Source organism: Streptomyces sp. CRN 30 (assembly GCF_034105845.1).
Genome location: NZ_JAVRHI010000429.1, coordinates 1 through 2594, shown reverse-complemented (window position 1 = coordinate 2594; position 2594 = coordinate 1). Strand labels below are relative to the sequence as shown.

Genomic DNA, 2594 nt, shown 5'->3' with positions numbered 1-2594 from the left:
GCGGGCGAGGTAGTCGTCGCCGCTGAGGGCGTCGTACTCGTCGACGTACGCGCCTATGCTCGCGATGTCCGACGAGGCGAACGGCAGGTTCATGGACGGCGCGGCGCTCGCGCGGGCCGGGGTGGAGTTGCCCTGGTTCTGCTGGGTCCAGATCCGGAAGGGCTGGCCGCTCTTGGTTTTCAGTTCGATCCAGCCGTAGGGGTTGGGGTTGTTCTCGCCGGGGTTGTTGAAGGTGATCCTCAGCTCGGCGTGCGCTTTGACCTGCGGGAAGGGCGGTGTGGGGGTGGCGGAGGCGTACTCGGTGCCCTTGAGGCCGGGCCAGAAGTCGGAGATGTTGCGGGCGCCGGTCAGCGGCTTCCAGTTCTCGATGTCGAAGTGCAGGACCTTGTCGGCCTTGACGAAGTAGCATTCCCGGCTGCTGTTGCCGCCCAGGGCCGATGCCTCGACCACGTTGTAGACGACCGCGTCGATGCCCTGGGCGAACCCGGCCTCCTTCAGCCCCGGCCACCGGTCGGCGATCGGGTAGGGGCCGCCGCTGACCTTGTCCGCGCGGGGATCGTAGGTGATGTACTTGTCGCCCTTGAAGAAGATGTACGTGTCCACGAAGACCTGCGCGAAGTCGCCCCGGTGGTCCATGAACGCGGCGTCGATGTCCCGGTCGAACCCGACGTCCTTCATGCCCGGCCATCCGTTGGCGATGCTGAGCGGACCGTAGATGATCTTCTCGTTGGCGAAGTCGTACCGGAGGTACTGGTCGCCGCGGAAGATGTAGACGTAGTCCTTCTCGGTGGGGATCACCGGTACCGTGGAGATGACCGGCGGGTAGGAGTACGGGACCATCGCGTCGACGGCTTCGGCGAACTGGGTGTCGGCGAGGCCCGGCCAGCCGGCGGCGATGGAGCGCGGGCCGACGAACACGGTGTTGGAGGCGAGGCCGTAGGACAGGTACTGGTTGCCCAGGAACAGGTAGGTGTCCCACTTGATCTGGGAGCGGTTGAAGGCTGCCTGGATCGTCATCGATCCCTCCCGGGGCGCTCGGGGCGGAGTGTCCGGCACGGCCCGGTTGCCGTACCGCGCTGCCGCCCATCGCCGAGGAACCTAGTGCCGCATCAAGCAACGTTCGCCCTGTCGTGATGTGCCTCGGTTGCTGCGTCGGCTGACTCCTGACGGCCACAATGATCACGTGGCTGAACGTGTGCGGGTCCGGGACATCGACGACGAGGGAAGGCGGTTGCTGCGGATCATCCGCAGAGGCACGGGATCGGTGGTGACCTGGCGGCGGGCTCAGATGGTGCTGTTATCCGCGCAGGGCATGCCGGCGGCGAAGATCGCCGAGGTGACGTTCACCAGCGACGACCGGGTCCGCGACGTGCTCCACAACTTCAACGCGGACGGCTTCGGCTCGCTCTACCCGAAGTACAAGGGCGGCCGGCCGAAGACCTTCACCCTCCCCGAACGCCGGGAGATCAAGAAGATCGCCAAGTCCAAGCCGGCCGAGCACGGCCTGCCGTTCTCGACCTGGAGCCTGGCCAAGCTGGCCGACTTCCTGGTCGCCGAGGGGGTGGTCGACGACATCAGCCACGAGGGCCTACGGGTCCTGCTCCGCGAGGAGGGCGTCTCGTTTCAACGCGTGAAGACCTGGAAGGCCTCCCGCGACCCCGACTACGCAGCGAAGAAGGCTCGAGTCGAACACCTCTACGCGATCGCCGACGGTGAAGTCATACCCGAAGACGGCGAGCCCGAAGTCATCTTCTGCCTGGACGAGTTCGGGCCGCTCAACCTCCAGCCGCACCCCGGCCGGCACTGGGCCGCACGCGGCGGCAGACACAAGGACCCCGACCGCGGTCCCCGGCCCCGCCGCCGGGCGACCTACACCCGCCCGCACGGCGTCCGCCACCTGTTCGCCGCCTACGACCTGGCCAAAGACCAGCTCTACGGGCACATCAAGAAAACCAAGAACAGGTCGAAGTTCCTGGAGTTCTGCCGCTACCTGCGCTCGCTGCACCCACGACACGTACGCATCGCCATCGTCTGCGACAACTACTCACCGCACCTGACGACGAAGCGGTGCCAGCGGGTCGGGACCTGGGCCGCGGCGAACAACGTGGAGATCGCCTACACCCCAACCAACAGCTCCTGGCTCAACCGGATCGAGGCCCAGTTCACAGCCCTCCGCTACTTCGCCCTCGACGGCACCGACCACGCCAGCCACAAGGAGCAGGGCAGCATGATCCGCCGCTACATCATCTGGCGCAACAAGCACGCCGCCGACGACCGCCTGCGCGAGGTCGTGAACAGGGCGAACGTTGCTTGATGCGGCACTAGAAGCGGCGACAGCGCGAGTCCACAGGAGCCGGGGTGCCGATCGCGCCCCGGAGGCCGGTCGCGGGCCCTCTGCGGCGAGTTGCGGCCACCGGCTCGGGTGGAGCCGCCGATACCCGACGTGCGACAGCGCAGGTCATACGCGGGCCCCTGGGCGAAGCGGAAGCGGGCGGTACCGGCGGCCTGCACAGCGAACTTGTCCGGTACCGGCCGATACCGCATCCGCCGCAGACGTGCGGGCACGCCCCGGCCGTAACGGCTGTCCGACGAGG

General features: G+C 67.3%; 2 protein-coding genes. One reads left to right on the top strand and one right to left on the bottom strand.

The window, feature by feature from the left end; all coding sequences use genetic code 11:
• Nucleotides 1-1017: hemopexin repeat-containing protein (locus UW392_RS46895; RefSeq protein WP_320781474.1), on the bottom strand; the 1017-nt coding region annotated here is incomplete at its 3' end.
• Between the two features lie 166 nt (nt 1018-1183).
• Here UW392_RS46895 and UW392_RS46890 point away from each other — a divergent pair.
• Nucleotides 1184-2314, top strand: a complete 1131-nt coding sequence (locus UW392_RS46890) for an IS630 family transposase (protein ID WP_320781473.1) — start codon at nt 1184-1186, stop codon at nt 2312-2314.
• The last annotated feature ends 280 nt before the right edge of the window (nt 2315-2594 follow it).